9 protein-coding genes are annotated in these 21,561 nt (G+C 68.4%); 7 read left to right on the top strand and 2 right to left on the bottom strand.

The window, feature by feature from the left end; genetic code table 11:
- Positions 1 to 44: 44 nt before the first annotated feature.
- Together ACZ601_RS24220 and ACZ601_RS24215 are read right to left on the bottom strand one after the other, a co-directional pair.
- Positions 45 to 326: a hypothetical protein gene (locus ACZ601_RS24220; RefSeq protein WP_469541354.1), complete on the bottom strand. Its 282-nt coding sequence runs from the start codon at positions 324 to 326 to the stop codon at positions 45 to 47.
- Complete coding sequence (locus tag ACZ601_RS24215) at positions 323 to 631, bottom strand: hypothetical protein (protein WP_469541352.1); 309 nt, start codon at positions 629 to 631, stop codon at positions 323 to 325. The genes ACZ601_RS24220 and ACZ601_RS24215 overlap by 4 nt, the downstream gene beginning before the upstream one ends.
- Before the next feature lie 177 nt (positions 632 to 808).
- Here ACZ601_RS24215 and ACZ601_RS24210 point away from each other — a divergent pair, with 177 nt between their 5' ends.
- From ACZ601_RS24210 to ACZ601_RS24180, 7 genes are all read left to right on the top strand, one after another.
- Positions 809 to 1,651, top strand: a complete 843-nt coding sequence (locus tag ACZ601_RS24210; RefSeq protein ID WP_469541349.1) for a helix-turn-helix domain-containing protein — start codon at positions 809 to 811, stop codon at positions 1,649 to 1,651.
- A complete protein-coding gene (locus ACZ601_RS24205; RefSeq protein WP_469541346.1) occupies positions 1,633 to 1,842 on the top strand; it encodes a DUF397 domain-containing protein in 210 nt (69 codons plus the stop codon). Before ACZ601_RS24210 ends, ACZ601_RS24205 begins: the two co-directional genes overlap by 19 nt.
- A gap of 239 nt (positions 1,843 to 2,081) precedes the next feature.
- On the top strand, positions 2,082 to 3,314 hold the full coding sequence (locus ACZ601_RS24200; protein WP_469541343.1) for a serine/threonine-protein kinase: 1,233 nt from the start codon (positions 2,082 to 2,084) through the stop codon (positions 3,312 to 3,314).
- Positions 3,315 to 3,440: 126 nt separating this feature from the next.
- A complete protein-coding gene (locus ACZ601_RS24195; RefSeq protein WP_469541340.1) occupies positions 3,441 to 6,689 on the top strand; it encodes an SNF2-related protein in 3,249 nt (1,082 codons plus the stop codon).
- Positions 6,686 to 12,286, top strand: a complete 5,601-nt coding sequence (locus tag ACZ601_RS24190; RefSeq protein ID WP_469541338.1) for a hypothetical protein — start codon at positions 6,686 to 6,688, stop codon at positions 12,284 to 12,286. The genes ACZ601_RS24195 and ACZ601_RS24190 overlap by 4 nt, the downstream gene beginning before the upstream one ends.
- A complete protein-coding gene (locus ACZ601_RS24185) occupies positions 12,283 to 19,137 on the top strand; it encodes a DEAD/DEAH box helicase (RefSeq protein WP_469541335.1) in 6,855 nt (2,284 codons plus the stop codon). Before ACZ601_RS24190 ends, ACZ601_RS24185 begins: the two co-directional genes overlap by 4 nt.
- Positions 19,134 to 21,473, top strand: coding sequence for a UvrD-helicase domain-containing protein (locus tag ACZ601_RS24180; RefSeq protein WP_469541332.1), 2,340 nt, complete (start codon positions 19,134 to 19,136; stop codon positions 21,471 to 21,473). The genes ACZ601_RS24185 and ACZ601_RS24180 overlap by 4 nt, the downstream gene beginning before the upstream one ends.
- Positions 21,474 to 21,561 lie beyond the last annotated feature (88 nt).

The following is a 21,561-nucleotide window of genomic DNA, read 5'->3' as shown; positions in this document are numbered from 1 at the left end:
GCTGCGACGCGGTAGGCGCGCACCGGTTATGCATGCACCCTGCGTCATGGGGCGTCTTCTTCAGCCCGGCCGGTCTGTGAGGATCCCCGTATGCCGCCGACACCGAGGCCGGTACGGCTGCGGGCGTTGGCCTCGGCGACGCGGGCGCTCAGCAACTCGGCGGGGCCGAGCGGCCGCAGGCGGGCCGGGTCCGCGTCCCACTCGCGGCCGCCGCCGAGCGGGCGGAGCTGTAGGCAGGGACCCTCGTGGCCCATCACCAGGCCCACCCGGCCGCTCCCGATGTCATGCACGGCTGTCCCGACGCTAGGGACGCCGTCGTCGGTCACCTGGTCGTTCCGTTCCTGATCACCGCGGCGAGGGCGTGTGCCACGGGGGCGGAGCAGACGCCGAGGTGGACGAGTGCGTAACCGGCCGGCCGGGCGCTGCCAGCGCCTTCCACATCCCGCCAGGGGGTGCGTACATCCATGGCGGGCAGCTGGACACCGGCTCCACTCAGCGCGGCGGCGAGGACGTCGCGGGCATCGACGGCCTCCTGGATCTTGGCCGTTGCCGCGTCGCCGGCGTGGGGGACGGAGGCGTTGGCCCGGGGCGTCTTGCGGGGGAGGGACGGCTGCGGCGAGAGCGGCGTCATGGGGGCTCTTCCTTCGGTTGTTCTTTCGTGGATTCCTCTGCCTGGCCACGCACCCTGGTATTACGGTGCGTGAGGGGCTCGATACGAGAATGGCCCGGTCAGGGGTGTGACACACCGGGAGCGCGGGGTGCTTCCCCGGCCGGTGAGCCACGTTCCACACGTTCCACGGAGGGCGCGATGCCGACGAGGCGGGCGGTCACAAGCCGCAGCAGGGAACCACGGGCACGGTTCGCGGAGGAGCTGCGGCGCCTGCGTACCGCGCGCGGCGACAGTCTGCGGCAGCTCGGCGAACGGCTGGGCTGGGACTGGTCGTTGTTCGGGAAAATGGAGAAGGGCGAGACGGTCGGCGGCCCGGAGGTGGTGCAGGCGCTGGACCACTACTACGGGACGCCGGGGCTGCTGCTGGCCCTGTGGGAGCTGGCGATCAGTGATCAGTCGCAGTTCAAGGAGCGGTACCAGCGGTACATGGCGCTGGAGGCGGAGGCTACGAGCTTGTGGCACTTCGCGGTGAGCGTGTTGCCGGGGCTGTTGCAGACGCCGGGGTACGCGCGGGAGCTGCTGGCGTCCGGCGGGTTCAGCGGGGTACGGCTGACGCAGCAGGTGGAGGCGCGGATGGGACGGCGGAACCTGCTGGAGGGAGAAGGCGCGCCGCCGTTCCGGACGATCCTGTCGGAGGCGGCTCTTCGGACGGCATTGCGAAGTACGGAGGAGTGGCGAGACCAGCTCGAGTATCTGTCCGAGATGGCAGAGCGGCCGAACCTGACGCTTCAAGTGCTCCCGCAAAGTGCCGGGTTGCATGGGTTGTCGAGTACTGACGTCTGGTTTCTTCGACTGCCGGACAGTCGAACTGTGGCGTACACGGAACATGGGTACGGAGGGGAACTCCACGAGGAAAGCGTTGCGGTGGAGCGCATGCAACGTGCGTACGATGCGACGCGTGACCTGGCGCTCTCCCCAGCCGAGTCTCAGAAATTCGTCCTGCGCATGTTGGAGGAACTGTCGTGCGATCCATCGACCTGAGCGCCGCGACCTGGCGCAAGAGCAGCTATAGCAACCAGGATGGTGGCGCCTGCCTCGAGATCGCTGATGACTTCAGAGCCGTTGTCCCCGTGCGAGACAGCAAGAACCTGCACGGCCCCGCCCTCACCTTCACCGCGACCGACTGGTCGTCCTTCGTGTCCGCAGTGAAGGACGGCTCCGTGGGCGCCTGAGCCGCCCACCGCGCGAGACGGCCCCGTTGACTGGTGACCCGCCGACGGGGCCGTCGGCATTCCAGCGCGAATGCCCTCCTCGCGGGGCCGACGGGTCGAGTTTCGGCCCGCTCCCCGTATTCGCGCATGTCAAGCGACACAAGCCCCTGACGGTCCCCTATCCGGAGCGTTAGAGTGAACCTTCTGTGAAGGCGTGACGCGCCCCCACGAGAGCGGCGCGAGAGGGTGACGCAGAAAACATGACTGAGGTGCCCACGCAAATCGGCCGGTACACGGTCGAGCGGGAACTGGGCGCGGGGGGCATGGGGCAGGTGTACCTGGCCTACTCGCCGGGCGGTGACCCGGTCGCCGTGAAGGTGATCAGGAACGACAGGCTCGACCAGGCGACCCGAGCGCGCTTCGAGAAAGAGGCACTGATTGCCCGGACGGTCGTCGGGACCAACCGGGTGGCCCGTTTCCTCGACGCCGATCCGTACGCCGACCGGCCATGGATGGCCGTCGAGTATGTGCCCGGCCGTACCGTCCAGGAACAGGTGGAGAGCGCCGGAACCCTGTCGGTCGCGCTCGTGGCCAGTCTGGGCGCGCTGCTGGCCGAGGGCTTGGAGGCGGTACACGCCGTCGACCTGCTGCACCGCGACCTCAAGCCGCAGAACGTCATGCTCGGCGAGTACGGCCCCATCCTGATCGACTTCGGTCTCGGGGCTTTCATGGACGCGGGCAAGAACACGCTCACCCAGGAAGGCATGATCGTCGGCACGGTGCGCTGTATGCCGCCCGAGCAGGCGCTCGGCCGCTCCCGGGTGCAGGCTCCGGCCGACGTGTACGGCCTGGGCACGGTTCTGTTGTACGCGGCGACCGGCCGCTACCCGTACGAGGGCAACGGCTGGCCCGCGATCGTCGCCAAGGTGACCGACGAGACTCACCCGCCGGACCTCTCCGGGCTGCCGGGGGTGCTCGTCCCACTGGTCGCAGGCATGTTCGCCCATGCTCCGGAGGACCGGCCCAGCCTCACCGAAGTCACCGCCCAGTGCGTGGAGCTGATCAAGGGCTCAGGGTTCACGCCGGTCGAGGCGCGGTATGCGCTGATCGACGTCTCGGCCCGCCCCGGGAAGGCCGGAGAGAGTTGGCCGGGTCCTTCGCCGGCCGTGTGGGAGCGCATCACCACGCAGTGCGTCGACGTGCTCGACGTGCACACCCCGGTCGTGGACGAGGAGGGTCTGGACAGCCCGCTGGACCGCCCTGACCGAAGCGATCCACCTGACGACGAGGAGCAGCCGGCGTCTCCGGCCTCGGCGGATGGCGATGCCGGGCTTCCCGTTGCGCCGCCGGCCAAGGTCCGAGCCGGTGAGCAGACGCCCCGCCCCACGGATCGGACGCCCCCCGAGCCCCGCCGCAGACCCGGCCGGAAGCCGGCCTCGCAGAAGGTGGCCGAGGAACTGAGGGCCAGATACGCGATGCAAGCGGCCCTGTAACGGGTCCGAGCGGTCGGCACCGGTGTGCGCCCGCATTGCTAGGGGGAAGTGGGCGGGAGGCCCGGCACCGCTGCGCCGCCGCCCGTGGCACGCGAGAACTATGTGAAAGAAGCGGTGGGGAGCGGTATGCGGGACATCAGGGACGATGAGGAAGCGGAGCGGTTCGTGAGCGGTTCGGCGGCGGTCGGTGACGCGGCCACGGAGCAGGGGACCTTCGACTCGGCGTACCGCGAGCAGGCCGCAGGGGATGCTCACGCGGACACCCCGGCCGGTTCCGCGCCGCGTTCGCACCGCCCCAGGTTCGCCCCCGGCTCCCAGGTCCTGGTGCGCGACGAGCAGTGGCTGGTGAAGAAGGTCGCCGACACACCGCACGACGGCTGGATGGTCGAGGTCACCGGCGTCTCCTCCCTCGTGCGCGGCACGGACGCCGTCTTCTACGAGAAGCTCGACCACATCGAGCCGCTCGACCCGGACCGGACGCGTCTCGTCCCCGACTCCTCCCCGAACCACCGCAAGGCGCGCCTCTACCTGGAGGCCGTCATCCGCAAGACCGCGCTGTCGCAGACCGAGCAGGGGCTCGCACTGGCCGACAACTTCCTCATGGATCAGCAGACGCACCAGCTCCGCCCCGCTCAGCTGGCCCTGTCCATGGAGAACCCCCAGCCCCGCGTTCTCGTCGCGGACGTGGTGGGCCTCGGCAAGACCCTGGAGATCGGCATCATCCTCGCCGAGCTGATCCGCCGGGGCCGCGGCGAGCGCATCCTCGTGGTGACCCCGGCGCATGTCCTGGAGCAGTTCCAGCGCGAGCTGTGGACCCGCTTCTCGATTCCGCTCGTCCGCCTCGACTCCACCGGTATCCAGCGGATCCAGCAGGACATCCCGGCCGGCCGGAACCCGTTCGCCTACTTCAAGCGGGCGATCATCTCCGTGGACACGCTCAAGAGCGACGTCTACGCCCACCACCTGGAAAACACCGAATGGGACGCCGTCGTCATCGACGAGTCCCACAACCTGGTCAACAAGGGAACGAAGAACAACGCCCTCGCCCGGCTCCTGGCCCGCCGGACCGACGCCCTCGTCCTCGCCTCCGCCACCCCGCACAACGGTGAAGGGGAGTCCTTCGCCGAGCTGATCGGCATGCTGGACGAGGCGGCGATCGCGGACCACTCCGCTTACGACGTGAAGGACCTGGGGCACCTCTACATCCGGCGCACCAAGACCGACCCCGAGGTACGCGATTCCCTCAAGGGCGTCTGGGCGGACCGCGGCCCGTCCCAGCCGGTGATCGCCAAGGCCACCGCGAAGGAGACGGCCGTCCTGGAGGAGCTGGCCGCGCGCTGGATTCCGCGCGACCGGGCGGCCTCCTCCGTGTGCGTGGACCCGATGATCGCCTACAACCTGCTGAAGGCGTTCCTTTCCTCCCACCGGGCACTCCAGTCCTCGATCGAGACCCGGACCAAGACCCTTGCCAAGCCTCTGAAAGCCCGCAAGGGGCAGGACCCGGTCAAGCTGGAGGCAGCGCGGAAGATCGAGCACACGGCGATCGTCGACCTCACCCGCCTCGCGGGCGATCTCGGCAGCGACGACTCGTCCAAGCTTGACGCCCTGGTCGAGGCGCTCAAGGAGATCGGTGTCGGCCCCGGCTCCGACACCCGTGTCGTGGTCTTCTCCGAGCGCGTCCCCACCCTGAAGTGGCTGGCCGAGACCGTCCCCGCCCGCCTCGGCTTCCGCCCGGCGAAGCAGCTGGAGGAGGGCGAGAAGAAGGCCAAGCCGTGGAAGGCGTACGGCGGGGTCGTCGAGGTCATGCACGGCGACGCGACGGGTGAGGATGAACAGAAGCGCATCGTCGAGGACTTCGGCCTGCGCACGACACCCGTACGGCTCCTGTTCACCGGCGATGTCGCCTCCGAAGGTGTCAACCTGCACCAGCAGTGCCACCAGCTGATCCACTACGACCTTCCCTGGTCGCTGATCCGTATCGAGCAGCGCAACGGCCGCATCGACCGGTACGGGCAGGAGAAGAAGCCTCAATTCCGGGCCCTGGTGCTCACCAGTGACGTGGAGTGGCGCACCGACGACGAGACCGGTGAACCGCTGCCGCTGGACGACCGCCTGGTCGGCGCCAAGCTCCTCGCCCGCGAGGAGGAGGCCCACCGCATCGAGGGCACCGCGGAGGCGGTCACCGGTATCTACCGGGCGAAGGAGGAGGACGACCGGCTGACCCGCGACCTCATCGCCGGTCGCACCGTCGAGGAGTCGATCAAGCAGTCCTCGACGGGCGGTGGCGTCAAGGCCGTGCTCGGTCGTCTGATGGGCAACATCGGAGCGAAGAAGAAGACGGACGACGTGCCGCGCGCCACCGTGCCCAGCCTGTTCGGCACGGGCGGCGGTACCGACGCGACCTCCGGCTACTTCGACGAGGCCCTCCGCCAGGTCTGTCACCCCATCAGCCCGGACATCGCGCTCAAGCTGCGGCGTGAGAAGGACGGCACGATCGCCTTCGAGCCGCCGTCGGATCTCCTCCATCGGCTGAAGGCCCTGCCCAAGTCGTATCTCACCGAGCAGCAGATCCTTCCCACGGCGAACAAGGAAGGCCGCATCCGCCTCACCTTCGACAAGGGCCTTGCCGCCAAGCGGCTCAAGGTGGCCCGGGAGGACTCAGCCAGCCAGTGGCCCAACGTCAGTTACGTCTCCGACGTGCACCCCGTCCTGGACTGGGTCACCGACAAGGCGCTCGCGGCGCTCCGCCACGACGAGGCGTTCGTGCTCGCCTTCGATCCCGACCACGACAAGGCGGCCGATATCGATCCGGAGCTGGCCGCCGCACTCGACGGCCCCGTCTATCTGCTCCAGGGCATCTACTCGAACAAGGCCGGGCGTCCCACCGTCGTGGAGTGGATGGCCGTCACCGGTCTCCCGCACGCCCCCCGCGTCCACCGGATCGATGACGCCTTCCTCGCTGCCTGCCGGGTCGGCCCCAGCATGCCGGGCCGTGCCACCCCGGTGAACCTCGGACTCCTCCAGTCACGCGTGCCGGACGCGGTCGCCGAGGCCCGGCGCTTCCTGACCGACCGCGAGGGCGCGTACGCGCGGGAGATCGACGCCGTCCTCGCCCCGTACGAGAAGCGCGTCACGGAGTGGCAGCAGACGGCGCTGTTCACGCCGGCAGCCCGCCGGTCGTCCAAGGTCAAACAGGACGTCGACCTCACGGCGAGCAGGCGCAAGACGCTGGTCCGGTCGCTGCGGACGTCCGGCGCCCCGCTGCTGCGGCTCCTCGCCGTCCTCGAACCCCTTGCCGCCACGTCGGCATCGCGGCCCACCGCCGTACCCGCTGAGACCGCCACGCCCGACGCCGGAGAGACGACCGCCCGATGAGTACCGACTTCGATTCCTTCTCCAACCGCGGCGAGTACCTGTCTGCGCACTACTTCGCCGAGCAGCTCGCCGACGGCCTGAAGAAGGGCGTCTTCGCGGCCTGGGCGGACCGTGAGTCCGACGAGAACGACGACCGCGTCACGCCGCGCGTCGCCCTACGCGGCCTGCGGTCCGTCTACCTCGACGAGAAGTACCGCGGGTTCTTTGCCGAGCAGGCCAAGGCGGACACCGAGGAGGACGAGCGCCCCGACTCAGTGGGGTACGAGAAGTTCTTCCACACCTACCAGGACGAGGAGTGGAGCGAACGCGTCGAGGACTGGCACCGCAAGGTTCTCGCCGCCCTCGGGTACGTACAGGCGGGTGCCGACTCCGGTCAGCGTGAGCTGACCGTCCACCGGGCCGGACGTGACCACACTGTCCCTGTCGCCTGGCACGGCGACGGCATCGTCGCCGTCGACTGCGGCTGGTCCGCGAGCAATGACACGGCCCTGGACGCCGACTCCTACGGCCGTCTGCTGCACCTGGTGCGGACGGTCGGCAGCGGCGAGACCTACGAGTCGGGGTACGCACTCGCCACCTGGCTGTTCCAGAGCGAGCTGGGCGGCGAGGGCGGCAGTGCCCCGCGCTTCGTCCTGCTGCTCTGCGGCGGCGTGATCGTCCTCGCCGACCGGCAGGCGTGGGGCGAGGGCCGCTACCTGGCCGCCAATCTCGACTCCGCCCTGGAGCGCTACGACCGCAGGCAGTCCGGCGAACTCGCCACCATCGCGGGCCTGTTCAGCCACGACGCACTCGCTCCGGCCGAGGACGGCAAGGGCCCCGCCATCGACGCCCTCGTCAAGGCGTCCCGCGACAACGCGGTCGGCGTCTCCGGCGAGCTGCGCCAGGGCCTCCAGAAGTCCGTTGAGATCATCGCCAACGAGGTCCTGGCCCGCCTGGAGGAGACGGGTCTCGAACCGCGCGACCTCGAAACGCCCGGGGACCCCTTCGCGCGGCAGCTCACCCGCGAGGCACTGCGCTACCTCTACCGGGTCCTGTTCCTCCTGTACGCCGAGGCCCGCCCCGAACTGGGCATCCTCCCGGCCGACGACGGGACCTACGAGGCCGGTTACTCGGTGGCCCGCCTCCGCGATCTCGTCGAGCGGGACGCGCAGCTGACGGACGAGACGGCTCGCCAGGGATTCCACCTGCACGCCTCCCTCGACCTCCTGTTCAACAAGGTCAACTACGGCCACCGGCAGTACGGCACCGAGCCCTGGGACGAGCGTCCCGACGACGACGCGGAGACCCGCAAGAAGAAGGCCAGGCAGCGCAGCGAGGGCCGTGGCCTGCGCTTCGAACCCCTGCGCAGCGAACTCTTCGAACCGGCATCGGTGAGGCTCGTCGGCCTCGGCACCCGCGACCCGCGCCGCGACGAGGAGGGCCCCGAGGGCCCGGCCTGGCTCGACCTGCGCCTGCGCAACCACGCCCTGCACGAGGTGCTGCGCCTGCTCACCATGAAGAAGGCCAAACGACGCGGCGAACGCGGCGGCTTCATCTCGTACCGCAACCTCGGTATCAACCAGCTGGGTGCGGTCTACGAGGGTCTGATGTCGTACACCGGCATCATCGCCGAGGAGGAACTGAGCGAGGTCGCCAAGGGCGGTGACCCGGAGAAGGGCTCCTGGCTGGTCCCCTCGCACCGGCTCAAGGAGTACCCGGAGAACACCCGGGTCGAGTACGACGAGCGGGACCGGGAGGAGAAGGGTCTGCGCGGGCCGAAGAAGTACCCGGCGGGGACGTTCGTCTACCGTCTCGCCGGCCGCGACCGGGAGACCTCGGCGTCGTACTACACCCCTGAGTCGCTGACCCAGGTCACCGTCGAGCTGGCGCTCAAGCACCGCCTGGACCAGGAGAAGGACGCCGAGGGAAACGTCATCAAGACGCGGGCCTCGGAGCTGCTGAAGTACCGCATCTGCGAGCCGGCGCTCGGTTCAGGGGCGTTCCTCAACGAGGCGATCAACCAGGTCGCCGAGGAGTATCTGCGGCGACGGCAGGACGAGTTGGGCACGTCGATCCCGACGTCCGAGGCGCTCACGGAGAAGCAGAAGGTCAAGGCGTACATTGCGCTGCACAACGCGTACGGCGTGGACCTCAACTCGACGGGCGTCGAGCTCGCCGAGGTGTCGTTGTGGCTCAACACCATGCACCCGGGGATGCGGGCGCCGTGGTTCGGGCTCCACCTGCGGCGGGGCAACTCGCTGATCGGGGGGCGGCGTTCGGTGTACGCGGCGGGGGACGTGGCGCCGTGGAAGGGTAAAGCGCTGTGGCTTAACGCGAAGGACACCCAGGCGCCGACCCCGCTGCCCTTCCGGAACAACGAGGCGGGCGGGGAGTGGCAGCCGTTGCCGGACGGGGCGGTGCACCAGTTCCTGCTGCCCACGCCTGGTTGGGCGGCGGTGACGGGTGCGAGCGGCGACGCGAAGAAGCTGCTGGGGCAGTTGGCGGGGGGCGGTGTCGACCAGCTCAAGGCGTGGAAGAAGGGCATCCTCCAGAAGCCGAAGCGGCGGCTGAACGTCAAGACGGGCGAGCCGATCCTCGTGGGGAAGGCGGGGCGCGAGGCGACCTCCCAGTACACCCGGCTTCGGGACGCGGCGCGGCGGGCGGAGTTCCTGTGGTCGCTCGTCGTCAAGCGGATGGAGCTGTCGGAGCGGGAGATCGCGCGGACCGTCGACGTGTGGGAGGCGGACCCGGAGAAGGACGAGGAGTTCTCGTTCTTGCGTCAGGCTGTGGGCGGCGTGGAGGGGGAGAGCGGCGCCCGGCTGTCGAAGGAGAAGGTGTACGCCGAGCTCTTCAAGGCCGTCGGGTCGCCGTACTGGCGGCTGAAGCAGGTCATGGACGCCTGGTGCGCGCTGTGGTTTTGGCCGACGGGTGAGGCCGCGCTGCTGGACGGCAGTGCGTCGGAGTATGACCCGAAGGAGGCGGTGAACGCTGCTGAGCTTCTGGGGGAGATGTTCGGGGCCGCCGGGTCGGTGGTCGGCGATGAGGAGCCGGCGGCGGGGGAGCGGCCTGAGGCCGGTGCGGTGGATGAGCCGACGCGCCTGGACGTTGTTCCGGTGGCGCGTTTCACCGAGCAGACGTCGCTGTTCGCGACCGAATCCGGCGTTCAGGAATCGCTGCTCTTCGCGGACGCCGACGGCGAAGCGCGGGCGACTAAGCGCGTACCGGCGAAGCCGAGGAAGACGGCGGCGAAGCGGGCTCCGCGCGACTGGCGGGACGTCATTCCGCTGGTGGACCTGGACGACTGGATCGACTTCCTGGAAGCGATGCTCGGTACGGTCGACATCGACGAGAACGACCTGCTCACGGATTTCGCCCACCTCGATGCGCTCAAGGACTTTGAGCTGAGCCTTCCGTACCTGCTGGGGATGGACCTCAAGCATCCGGAGGAGCGGTTCCCCTGGATGCGGGGTGTTACGGACATCGCCGAGGAGCAGGGGTTCTTGCACTGGGAGTTGGACTTCGGGCTGGCCTTTGCGGAGGGCGGGGGGTTCGACCTTCAGGTGGGGAACCCGCCTTGGGTGCGGCCGGATTGGAAGGAGGGTTCTGTTCTCGCGGAGTCGGATCCTTGGTTTACTTTCGCTGAGACGCAAACCGAAGGTGAGCGTGATTCACGCCGTGAGCGAGCGATTTCAAAGCCTTACTTCCGCGCCTACATCAACAGGGAGGTGGAAAGCGTTACTTCCACTTCTAATTATCTAAAGGCGCCTCAGGTTTATCCTCTAATTTTTGGAAGTCGCCCCGATTTTTACCGTGGTTTCATTTGTCAAACCTGGCATCACGCCTCGTCCGGTGGCATCGTTGGACTGATTCATCCGGACACTCATTTCGAGGGGTCGAGTAGCGGTCCACTCCGTGAAGCGGCCTATCGGCGCCTTAAGGTGCACGGAAGTTTCATCAATGGCAAGAACTGGGCATTTGAGGCCAGTCGAACGCTTGAGTTTGGGGTTCATATTTACGATGCTAAGGCTGGTGAAATTGATTTCTCGCATATAAGTCACCTGTATGCGGCGTCCACGCTCCTTGAGTCCTTCTTGCATGATGGCACGGGTGAGACTCCAGGGATCAAATATCGCGGGAAGTGGGACACTCGGCCACATCGTAAGCGAATCGTCCATGTCAATGCGAGCCTGCTGGCCGTGTGGAATTCTCTCTCGGGTAGTGAAGGTGAAGCAATTCAGCGCACCCCTCTACGGTACCCTGTTTCGTCGGCGGAGAATGCGGCGCTACTGGCATTGGCTCTAACTGAACGACGCTTGGGCGTTCAGGAAATTGATGGCGGATTTAATGAAACAACGGCAGAGCGATCCGGGGTCATTCGAGAAGATACATCCTCCCCGGAGGACTGGCGAGAAGTAATCCTGAAGGGCCCGCAGATTGGTGTTGCGACACCAATTGCTAAGCAGCCCCCACACATGAAGAATAACGATCAGCCGTGGAATCTCCTGGATCTGCAGGCTGACTCGGTGCCAGCCACTGTATACGTGCGTGGCGCGACAACCCGGGAAGAATTCGTGGCAGCTCAGAGGCGAAGGGTTGATCGCTCAATTTTTCGAGAGCTTGAATCCCTGGGGCGACAAGAAGTTGCTGCGCGGTACATCGGGAATCCAATGCTCGCATCATTCGTCGGGAAACATGAGGGAGGTATCGAGGGTCTCGAATCTGAGCGGTACGCGGAATTGTTGTGCGAATTGGCGAAGCGCCCATTTAGTGAATGCTATCGTCTCGCGTGGCGTGAAATGATTCCAGACAATGGGGAGCGTAGTCTATTTGCTGCTCTAATTCCCCCAGGGCCGACGCATGTTCATGCGGTTCGGAGTGTGGCGTTGGAGGACAATAGGCTTACGGCGCTACAATCTGGTTTCTGGGCCAGTTTGGTGTTGGATTACTATCTTAGGGCAACTGGACGAGCGCATCTGGACGTGGCGGATGCCAAGTCCATGCCATTCGCGGAACCGCATCACCCATTGGCCTCTGCGCTACTTCTGAGAACTCTGCGCCTCAACTGTCTGACGTCAGCTTATGCTGCCCTCTGGGGTGAAATTTTCGATCCCCGGTGGAGCGAAAGGGAGAGGTGGGCATTTCGTTGGCCTTTGATTCCCCTCCTCGGGAGTGTAGGGGCGGGTTGGAGCGTGGAGACACCCCTGCGGTCTGAATATGCTCGCCGGGCGGGATTGGTAGAGATTGATGCGCTGGTGGCCGTTTGGCTCGGCATTTCGGCGGACGGGCTACTTTCCGCGTACGGGTCACGCTATGGGACAATGAGCGATTACGAAGACGATATGTATTTCGATGCAAAGGGTCGTCGAATTACGAGTCGCTTCGAGGTGTATGGATTTATGCAGGCGCGGTCAGGGCGCAAGAAAGTGTTTGAACAGCTGGAGCACCATTTGAGCAACCCGGAGGCCTCTCCCGTCCCCGACGGCTACACCGCCCCCTTCTACAAGGCCGACCGCGAGACTGAGATGCGTGAGGCGCACGCCTACTTCCAGAAGCGCCTCGACGCCGCCGTGGCCGCCGGCGAATGGGGCCCGGTCAAGCAGGAGGTGCCCAAGCCGTGAGGCCGACGCTCGAAGCGGAAGGGCTCAAGGAGAGCCTGCTCCAGTACCTGTCCACCACCTACGCGCTCACCGACGAAGGCGCGCGGCAGGCGCTGCACCGGTTCCTGGGGGACGACAACTCCGGCATGTTCCGGGGGCCTTTCCTCCGGCTGCGTACCCCGTTCGTCGATGCGGACCCGTCCTGGGAGGAGTACCTGGACTGGCGGCGTACCGACGGCTGGAAGCCGTACGCGCATCAAGCTGTCGCCTTCGAGCGGCTGTCTTCCGCCGGCGGCCGTACGCCCCGGCCGACGCTCGTCACCACCGGTACCGGGTCCGGCAAGACGGAGTCGTTCCTCTACCCCGTGCTCGACCACTGCGCGCGCGAGCGGGCAGCAGGGCGCGGCGGGGTGAAGGCCGTGTTCCTGTACCCCATGAACGCGCTCGCCACCGACCAGGCGCAGCGCATCAACGGGCTGCTCAGCGAGCACCCCGAACTGAGCAAGGTGCGGGCCGGGTTGTACATCGGTGACCGGGCGTCCACCCGGTACGGGCGGGTGTTCACCGACCGGTCCGACATGCAGGTGACGCCGCCGGACATCCTGATCACCAACTACAAGATGCTGGACCTGCTGCTCCAGCGCGCCGCCGACGCATCGCTGTGGGCGGACACCGACATCCGCTATGTGGTGGTCGACGAGTTCCACACGTACGACGGCGCGCAGGGCACCGACGTGGCGATGCTGCTGCGCCGGCTCGCCTCCGCCGTCGGGGCCTCGGAGAAGGGGCGCCCGCTCGGGCGTATCTGCCCGGTCGCCACCTCCGCGACCCTCGCGTCAGGGACGGACGCCGACGGCGTGCGGCAGCTGCTCGACGTGGCGACCGAGGTGTTCGGCACCGAGTTCCTCGCCGACTCGATCATCGGGGAACAGCGGCTGACCGTCGACGAGTTCGTGCCGCGTGCCGATTACGACCCCCTCGTCCCCACACCGACGCCCGACGAGCTGGCGGCGCTGCCCGACCCCACGCTCGGCGAGGAGGAGTTCGCCGCGCTCGCCGAGGCCGTCACCGGCAGCCGGGACACCGACCCGCACGCGCTCGGCCGGATCCTGAAGCGGCACCCGCTGACCTCGGCCGTTCTGCACGCCCTGGACGGGCAGGTGCGTCCCGTGCCCGAGGTCCTCGACCTGATGTGGCGCAGTGGCGCGCAGTCCTGGGGCCGGACCATCACACTGCGTCCCGAGGTGGCCGCGAAGGCGCTCGCCCGCTTCGTCGCCCTGCTCTCGGTGGCCCGTGACCCGGCGTCCACGCCTGAGAAGCCGCGCCCCTTCGTACAGGTCGAGGTGCACCAGTGGGCCCGGTCGGTGTCCCGCCTCGTACGGGGCGTGCTGCCGTGGCCGAAGGCCGAGTTCCAGTGGGACGCGGCCGGCACACCGGAGACCTCCGAGGGCGGAGCGGTGCACACCGCGCCGGTGACCACGGCGACCGCCGGGCAGACCGCGAACCTGTTCCTGCCCGCGGTGTACTGCCGTGACTGCGGCCGTTCCGGCTGGGCGGTCTTCACCCCGGAGTCCGACGACCTGGACGTCGAGGTCGACACGCACAAGATCCGGCGGGCCTCGGTCAGCCAGGACAAGATGCGGGTCCGTAATCTGATCGCCGCCACCGAGGGGGAGGCGAAGGAGGGATCCGGGGCCGCGCCCATGGAGGGCGCGGGCCGCTCCGCCGGGCGGGCCGACGCGAACGCGCTCAGCGTGTCCGGGGCCGGACAGCTCCGTGTCCTGGACGGACCCAAGCGCAGGCTGCGGCTGCCGGACCCGGTGGCGGACTACGACCCCGAGACGGGCAGCCCCCGTCTCGCCGGATCCGACTCCGCGTTCGTCCTGGTGTTCCTGGGGGAGACCGCGACCAGGGCCGCCGAGGACGACTGGTGCCCGGCCTGTGGCTCGCGCAACACGATCCGCTTCCTCGGTACCGGCGCCGCCGCCCTCGCCGCCGCCTCCGTCACCCAGCTGTTCACCGGCGGGGAGCTCGACGAGGAGCAGGGTGAGACGAAGACCCTGATGTTCAACGACTCGGTGCAGGACGCCGCGCACCGGGCGGGATTCGTGGCGAGCCGTTCGTACACCTTCTCGCTGCGCGCCCTGTTCAAGAGCCACCTGTCCGAGGACAGGCCGACCGCGCTGAACGACCTGATCGCCGACGTGGTCGACGCGACCACCGACCGTACGACGCTCGCCGCCGTCGTCCCCACCGACCTGCACGACTTCAAGGGCGTGAAGCGGCTGCTGTCCGGCGAAGGCCGGGGCGGTGACCACAAGACCTGGGAGCTGATCGGGGAGCGGTTCGCGTTCGAGGCGCTGATGGAGTTCGGGTTCCGGTCCCGCAACGGCCGCACCCTGGAACTCACCCGGACCGCCGCCGCCCAGGTGCGTATAGCCGATCCGGTCGCCGCCGTCGAGCTCGTACGTACCGCGCACACCGCGCCGTACGGAAAGGGCGGCCACCTGCCCGTCCCCGACGCCCTGGACGACGCGCGGTACCTCGGCTTCCTGCGGATCTTCCTGGAACGGCTGCGGACCCGGGGCGCCATCGGCCACCGCTGGCTGGACGGATACCTGAGGGAAGCAGGCACCAGCCGTTACTACATCTGGGGCAAACGGCCCGCCGGCATGCGGGCCTTCCCCAAGGGCATCGCCGCACCCGTGTTCCTGCTGAACGCGCCGAAGACCAAGAGCGAGTTCGACTTCGCCACCGGACGGCTCTCCTGGCCCGAGCGCTGGGCGCAGCGCAGCCTCGGGCTGCCGCGCGAGCAGGCCGCCGAATTCTGGTCCCGGCTGCTGCCCGAACTCGTCGCAGCCGGACTGCTCGCCGTACGCACGCCGGAGGACAGCAGTCTGCGGATCTACGGGCTCAAGCCGGGCGCCGTCGACGTACAGCTCCTGAAGGACGGCGAGGTCAACGAGGCGTTCGTCCGCTGCCCCTCCTGCTTCTGGGAACAGACCGTCCACCCGGGCCTGCTGCCCCAGTGGGACGGCCAGAAGTGCCCCGCCTACCGCTGCCGCACGGGCCGCCTCGTCGCCGGAACCCGTCCGGAAGGACTCGGCCGGCACCAGCGCGACCGCGACTACCGCGAGGACTACTACCGCAGGCTCTACCGCAAGGCCGGCACGTACCAGGTCATCACCGCCGAGCACACCGGCATGCTCACCCGCCCGGAGCGCGAGCGGGTGGAAGCGGCGTTCCGTGACGGCAGCGGGTTCAAGGACCCCAACGTGCTCTCCTGCACCCCCACCCTGGAGATGGGCATCGACATCGGCGACCTGTCGGCCGTCGTGCTCGCCGCGCTGCCCCGCCGCGCCGCCAATTACGCCCAGCAGGTCGGTCGCGCCGGCCGGCGCACCGGCAACGCCTTCCTCCTCACCATCCCCGACCGCAGCCGCCGGGACCTGTACTACCTCGACCAGCCCCGCGAGATGATCGCCGGGCAGATCGTGCCGCCGGGCAGCCACCTGTCGGCCATCGAGATCCTGCGGCGCCAGTACCTCGCCCACCTCCTCGACCTCGCCGCGCGGGGCCGACTGGAGCGGGCCGACGGACGGCCGCTCGCGGCGATTCCGCACGACGCGCCCGCACTGTTCGGCCCCTCCGGATACCTCGCCGACCTCGTGGAGGCCGCGCTCAGCGGTGCCGACGAACTCGTCGAGACGTTCCTCGGCCTCTTCCCCACAGGAGTCAGCCCCAAGGCCGCCGACGACCTGCGTGCCTACGCCGGACGCGGGCTGCGCGGCGCCGTCGAGGAAGCCGGACGGCAGTGGAAGCGCGGCGAGGACGAACTCCGGCGCAGGCTGAAGTTCATCGACGAGGCCGTCCACGAACTCCATGAGAACGACGACGAGCAGCGCATCCGCAAGGTCGAACTCGAAGCGGAACACCGCGCCGTCGGCAAGCGTCTGATGAAACGCGGCCTCACCACCGCGCAGCAGGCCCTCTGCGACCTCGGGCTGCTGCCGAACTACGCGCTCATCGACTCCGTCACCACCCTCAACGCCACCCTTTACTGGCCCGACGGCACCGACCCGAAGACCGGCCGGGAACGCTTCGACTCCAAGATGCGCCCCTACGACCGGCCCCGCCGCTACGCGCTGTCCGAACTCGCGCCCGGCAACACGTTCTACGTCAACGGCTACAAGCACCAGATCACCGGCATCGAGATCGGCAGCTCCACCCGGCCCGACTGGACGCCCTGGCGCTTCTGCAGGGATTGCGGCTACGTCCGCACCGAGAACGCCGCCGACGACCGCACCCCGTGCCCGCGCTGCCACAGCACCGGCATCGCCGACGACGGGTCCTGCCTTCACCAGGTGATCGAACCCACCGTCGTCACCTCCCGCGACAAGCGCGACGACGCCCGGATCGGCGACGACAGGGACGATCGCGAACAGCGCTTCTACACCGTCGTCGACGCGGTCGACATCCCGGCCGAGCACATCGAGGCCGGGGCGTCCTGGCGGCACACCCGGGAGACCTTCGGCGTCGACTACTCCCGTAAGGCCGTCATCCGGAAGATCAACGTCGGCCCGCTCCGGTTCGACGCACGCGCCGAGGACGAGCTCGCCGGACACGACATCCGACTGGCGCCCTTCCACGTCTGCACCGCCTGCGGAGCGGCCACCGCCGACGGCAAACCCGTCTTCGACCACGACACCGACGCCCTCGACACCTCCGCCGTGCACAACCCGGCCGTCAAGCACCATCAGCCCTGGTGCCCGCTGCGCCGGGGCAAGAAGGGGCCGGACGCCCCGAAGCAGGAACCAGTGCTCCTCGCCCACCAGCTCACCACGGAGGCCCTGCGCATCCTGCTCCCGGCCGCGACCGTGCTCGTCGACGAGAAGGTCCACTCCTTCCGGGCCGCGCTGCGCCTCGGTGTCGACCGGCACTTCGGCGGTGACCCCGCCCACCTGGACACCACCCTCGCCAGGATGCCCGACAAGGCCACCGGCGAGAAACGGCACTTCCTCGTCCTGTACGACCGCCTCCCCGGCGGCACCGGCTACCTCGACCGGCTCACCCGCCCCACCGCCTTCCGCGACACCCTCGCCGAAGCGCGCGACGTGCTGCTCAACTGCCCCTGCAAGGACGAGGGGCGCCGCGCCTGCCACCGCTGCCTCCACCGCTACGCCGAGGAACGCCACCAGGACGAGGTCTCGCGCCGCGAGGCCCTGGAGATCATCAACAGCCTCCTCGGCCCCGTCGACGAGAACGGCCGCCCGCTGACCGACGACGAGGGGAAGCCCATCGACCACTGGCAGGTCGCGGACGTCCCCACGACCGAGGCGATCGGTCTGGACAAGCAGGTCGAGTCCGATCTGGAGGCCCGCTTCCTCACCGCCCTCCGCACCTGGAGCAACAGCCAGGACGACGCCTCCCTGGAGGAGAGCGGCACACACAGCGGCAACCTGCGCTTCGCCGGATCCACCGCGTGGCGGCTGACCGCCCAGCGGGACGAGGATTTCACCCGCACGGACTTCACCTTCGAAAAGACCAACGGCACCTCCCAGAAGGTGCACGTCTTCCTCGACGGCCACCGCTACCACGCCACCCGTGCGCACAACCGCATCGCGCCCGACTGCAGGAAGCGGGACGAACTGCGGGCCGGCGGAGCTCTCGTCTTCCAGATCACCTGGGACGACATCGAGCTCTTCGAGACGGGCGAACGCGCCAAGGCCCGTCCGGTATGGCCGCCCTACCGGCGCAGCGGTCAGGACGCCGCCAAGGACTGGTACGAGGAGCTCGGGGGTGAACGCGCCGAACTCGCCGGGGCCGTCTTCGGCAATCCCATCGACACTCTCCTCGGCTACCTCCGCGACCCGTCCCGCACCCGGTGGGGGCGGCTGGCCGAGGCTCTGGTCGGCGGACTCCTCAGCGCCCCCGAACCCCTGGCGCAGAACGTCGACCGCGCGCAGGCCCGCGCAACGCTGCGCGGCGCACTCCGTTCCCTCGCGAGGGGCGGGAGCCCGGCGGACAACGTCGAACCCGTCGCCGAGAGCGGGGAAATCCTCGTCCTCCACGCCACGGATGAGCATGGCCTGCAGCTGCTCTACACCGTCGACCCCTCCGGCGGACCGGACGGAACCGCCGGAGTCGGCTGGGGTGCCATCGCCGTACTCGACGACCACGACGGCGACCAGCTCGGCACCGCCGAACACAAACTCCGCTGGCGGTCCTGGCTCTACTGGTCCAACCTCCTCCAGTTCCTCGCCTTCACCGGCGGCGACGGCGTACAGCTCGCCACCAGCCTGGCCGCCGACTTCCCCGTGGACATCCTCCGCGTCGGAGGCGGCGTCGGCGAACTGGAGACGCTCATCACCCGGCTGCACCCCGAGCCGGCTACGGCAGACCGGGCGGAGAGCGGTCCGACAGCTCCGGCGGAGACCACGGGGCTGACGACAGGGGCTGACCGCCTCCCGGCCACCTCGCCCCCAGGATCCTCTGTTGCCGAGCAGACACTCGAAGACCTGCTCCGGGACGCGGCCTGGGACGAGGACATCCTCGAACTCCTCGAAGAGGACGAGCCCGACTCCGACCTCACCCGGCTTGCCAGGAAGCTCGCCGCACGAGGCAAGAAGGCCCCGGTGTTCGGCTACGAACTGGGGGAGCGCGGCTGGCAGGCCGACTTCGCCTGGTCCGGCCATGGCATCAAGATCGCGGTGGTCGTGGACACCGACGGCCACGACGGCGAGGAACGCCGCAAGCGGGACGACGCGTACACCGGTGACGGCTGGACCGTACGCACGGCCGCCGACTGGCTCGACCACCTCGACACTCTGCTCACCCTGCTCCCCGACACGGAAGGCCCGACCCGCCGATGACCGCACGGCTCAGCCTGTACGAGAAGGCCGAACAGGAGCTGTACAAGCTCGATCGCTCGGTCAAGGGCAAGTTCTACGACTTCTCCCACCGCTTCCGGCAGAACCCCGATCACCCCGGCCTCGACCTCAAGCCGCTCAAGGGCGACGGCCGCGTCTACCGGGCGAAGATCGACCAGTCCTACCGGGCGCTCCTCGCCAAGATCGGCATCGACGGCGACGGCCATGAGAAGTGGCTCGTCGTCGCCGTACGACACCGCAAGCACGTCTACGAAGAACTCTCCGTCGCGATCAACCGCATCACGGGAGAGATCGAGTTCGTCGACCTCTCGGTGGTCGGCCGGAGCGTCCTCCAGCGGGCCGGAATGACGCTCACCCCGGCTGAGCAACCCGAGGCCGGAGACGAGCCGGAGACGCCTGCTCCTGTACCGGCCACGGCAGAACCGGCGGCCATCACAATCGAGGTGCCGGAGGCCGAGCCGCTCCTGGCCGGCCTCGCCCCGGACGACCTCCGTAAGCTCGGCGTCGCCGAACAACTCATCGGCCTCGCCCTCGCGGTCACCGGGAGCGAGGAGCTCGACGCCCTCGTCTCCGGCGCCCCGCTCCTCACCAAGGACATCCTGTACGGTCTCGCGGCCGGTCTTACCCTCGACGAGGTCCGCAAGGAGATCACCGCACCCGTAGAGGTCGAACTCGACGAGTCCGAGCGGCAGGACCTGGACGCGGCGCTCGCCCGTACCACCGTCACCACCATCGACGAGGCCCTCGAAGACATCCTCGAAGAGGGTGACTTCCGTGCCTGGAAGGTCTTTCTCCACCCCGCCCAGGCCAAGCTCGTCGACCGCCGCTACAGCGGCCCCTTCCGTGTCTCCGGCGGGCCCGGCACCGGCAAGACAATCGTCGCCCTGCACCGGGTCAAGCACTTGGCCGAGAGGCTGCCCCACGGCCACAACAAGCCGATCCTGCTCACCACCTTCACCAAAAACCTCACCACCGACCTGCGCGCCCGCCTTGCCTCACTCCTCGAACCCGAGCAACTCGCCCGCGTCGACATCACGCACATCGACCAACTCGCCGCCCGCGTCCTCAGCGAGAACACGCTTTCCGGCGCAGGGAAGCAGCGCATCTCCGACAGCGTGGCCCTGAACACCCTCCGCCAGATCCTCGTCGAACTCGACGAGAAGCGCTGGGACGCGGAATTCCTGTACGAAGAATGGGAGCAGGTGATTCTCGGCCAGTCCCTCGGTACCCGCAAGGCGTACTTCGATGCCCGTCGAGCGGGACGCGGCCACTCCGTGAGCCGTCCCGACCGCGCCCGGATCTGGAAGATCCTGGAGCAGTTCACCACACGCCTCGACAAGGACAGCCGCGAAACCTGGGGCCAGGCCGCCGAACGCGCCGCCCGCTTCGAGATGCAGCGCGCTTCCAGGATCAAGGACCGTCAGGAGCACAAGGACGAGATCGGTGGGAGGGATCTCATCCACCGTGACGACAGCTCCGGCATGTACTACCTCGGTCACCGCTACCAGCACGTCGTCGTCGACGAGGCGCAGGATCTCCGTCCCGCCCACTGGAAGATGCTCCGCGCCATGGTCACCTCCGGCGAGGACGACATGTTCATCGCCGGCGACACCCACCAGCGCATCTACGACCAGCAAGTCACCCTGGGCACCGTCGGAGTCCACATCCGCGGCCGCGCCGCCCGTCTCACCCTCAGCTACCGCACCACCCGCGAGATCCTGAACCGCGCCATGGAAATGGTGAACCCCAAGAGCGCCCAGATCACCTTTGATGACCTCGACGACGGCACGGACAACCTCGACGGCTACCGCTCGGTCCTCCGCGGCCCGGCCCCGGACCTCGTTCCCTGCGATTCCTGGGACGACGAACTCGTCCAGCTCGCTGCCGCGCTCAAGACCTGGCGAGAAGAACACGCCACCGGCGGAGCCGGCGGCAGACCTCGCGACCCGCGCGGCACCATCGCCGTTTGTGTCGCCGACCGCGAGGCCGCCAACCAGGTCATGTACTACCTGGCGACCGAGGCCGGCCTCACCGTCGCCGAACTCACCAAAGACGGTGTCAAGGGCGACGGCGACATCCACGTGGGCACCATGCATCGCTTCAAGGGCCTCGAATACCAGAAACTCGCCATCATCGGTGCGCGGGACGGCGTCATCCCCCGCGCCTCCCTCGTCCAGCGCTACCGCGATACCGATCCGAAGCGTCTTGCCCGCGAGGAACTGAAGGCGCGCTCCCTGCTCTTCGTGGCCGCCACCCGAGCCCGCGACACCCTGCGCATCAGCTGGCACGGGAAGGCGAGTCCGTATCTGCCGAGGTAGTAAGTGAACCCGCTCGGCCGCCGGATTCGCCGTGCGCACGAAAGCCGCTAGCGCCGGATCACGGCCGGTAGGGTGAGGAGCCAGAACG

The sequence above is a fragment of the Streptomyces sp. NPDC104307 genome (assembly GCF_055584045.1).
The sequence above is the reverse complement of the archived record's forward strand: the minus strand, read 5'-3'. Positions and strand labels throughout refer to the sequence as shown.

Bases quoted from the DNA above. Each gene is read 5' to 3' on its own strand.
- ACZ601_RS24195 (WP_469541340.1), top strand. From the start codon at position 3,441: ATGCGGGACATCAGGGACGATGAGGAAGCGGAGCGGTTCGTGAGCGGT.
- ACZ601_RS24200 (WP_469541343.1), top strand. From the start codon at position 2,082: ATGACTGAGGTGCCCACGCAAATCGGCCGGTACACGGTCGAGCGGGAA.
- ACZ601_RS24210 (WP_469541349.1), top strand. From the start codon at position 809: ATGCCGACGAGGCGGGCGGTCACAAGCCGCAGCAGGGAACCACGGGCA.
- ACZ601_RS24190 (WP_469541338.1), top strand. From the start codon at position 6,686: ATGAGTACCGACTTCGATTCCTTCTCCAACCGCGGCGAGTACCTGTCT.
- ACZ601_RS24215 (WP_469541352.1), bottom strand. From the start codon at position 631: ATGACGCCGCTCTCGCCGCAGCCGTCCCTCCCCCGCAAGACGCCCCGG.
- ACZ601_RS24180 (WP_469541332.1), top strand. From the start codon at position 19,134: ATGACCGCACGGCTCAGCCTGTACGAGAAGGCCGAACAGGAGCTGTAC.